The 1387-nt window shown below is 68.3% G+C and carries 1 protein-coding gene; it reads left to right on the plus strand.

The window, feature by feature from the left end; all coding sequences use genetic code 11:
* The first annotated feature begins 74 nt into the window (after nt 1–74).
* Nucleotides 75–1319: a sugar ABC transporter substrate-binding protein gene (locus J0695_RS38975; RefSeq protein WP_206969593.1), complete on the plus strand. Its 1245-nt coding sequence runs from the start codon at nt 75–77 to the stop codon at nt 1317–1319.
* The last annotated feature ends 68 nt before the right edge of the window (nt 1320–1387 follow it).

Here is a 1387-nt window from a genome sequence, read left to right on the forward strand (position 1 = left end):
CCCGGCCGCCCGCTTCCGAGCGACCGACGACCCATCGCCTCGGCACCCGCATGTCCAAAACAAAGGAACCCGCGATGAAACGCTCCTCCTCACGGCGGATCAGCACCGCCGCCCTCACCGCCCTGGCCCTCACCGCCACCGCCACCGCCTGCGGCTCCGGCTCGGGAAGCACCGGGTCGAAGGCGTCGGACAGCGGTACGTACACGATCTGGGACCCCTATCCGCAGTTCGCCAAGGGCTCGGCGTGGACCAAGCTCCTCGACGCCTGCGGCACCAAAGCCGGCGTGAAGATCAAGCGCACCGGCTTCGACACCAGCGACCTGGCGGGCAAGGCCCTCCTCGCCGCACAGCAGGACAACTCCCCCGACGTCCTCATCGTCGACAACCCGGTGGTCTCCACCCTGGCCGAAGCGGGTGTGCTCACCACGACCGCCGACAACAAGCTCGACACCTCGGCCGTGGACCCCAACCTCCTCGCAGCCGGACAGTCGGGCGGCAAGACGTACGGCACCCCGATCGGCGCCAACACCCTTGCCCTCTACTACAACAAGAAGATCCTGAAGGCGGCCGGGGTCGACATCACCACAGTCAAGGACTGGCCGTCGCTCACGGCGGCACTGGCGAAGGTCAAGAGCGCGGGCAAGAAGGGCATCACCTTCTCCGCGATCGGCACGGAGGAGGGCAGCTTCCAGTTCCTGCCCTGGTTCTGGGGCGCGGGTGCGAAACTCACCGCCGTCGACTCCCCCGCGGCCGTCTCCGCCCTGTCGCTGTGGAAGGACTGGCTGGACAAGGGCTATGCCCCCAACTCCGTACTCAACAACACCCAGACCACCAGCTGGCAGGAGTTCGCGACCGGCAGCTACGCGTTCAGCGAGAACGGCACCTGGCAGCTCGCAGCAGCGAAGAAGGCGGGACTCGACTACGGCGTCCTGCCCATACCCGGCGCCACCGGAGGCAGTGCCGCAGCCCCCACCGGCGGCGAGTTCGTCACGCTTCCCGTCCAGAGCAGCACCGCTCGCTACGCGACGACGCAGAAGCTCGCGACCTGCCTGACGAGCACGCAGAACCTGTACGACACCGACACCACGCTCTCCTACGTCGCCCCGACCGCCGAGGTGCAGCAGAAGCAGTCGGCGGCCACGCCGGAACTCACGCCGTGGGTAGCAGCGGTGAAGGCGGCCAAGGGCCGTACCAGCGACGACCTGGGCACCAAGTACCCGAAGATCTCCGAGCAGTTGTGGAAGGCGGTCCAGTCCGCACTCAGCGGCTCGAAGTCACCGAAGGACGCGCTCTCCGCCGCTCAGAGCGCGGTCAAGTAGCAGCGGACCCAGGCCTGTTGATGTCTCCCACGACGCAAGCACCCCGCCGCCGCCGGGCCCGCCGGAGC

Source organism: Streptomyces beijiangensis, assembly GCF_017315755.1.
Lineage (GTDB): Bacteria > Actinomycetota > Actinomycetes > Streptomycetales > Streptomycetaceae > Streptomyces > Streptomyces beijiangensis.

Bases quoted from the DNA above. Each gene is read 5' to 3' on its own strand.
- J0695_RS38975 (WP_206969593.1), top strand. From the start codon at position 75: ATGAAACGCTCCTCCTCACGGCGGATCAGCACCGCCGCCCTCACCGCC.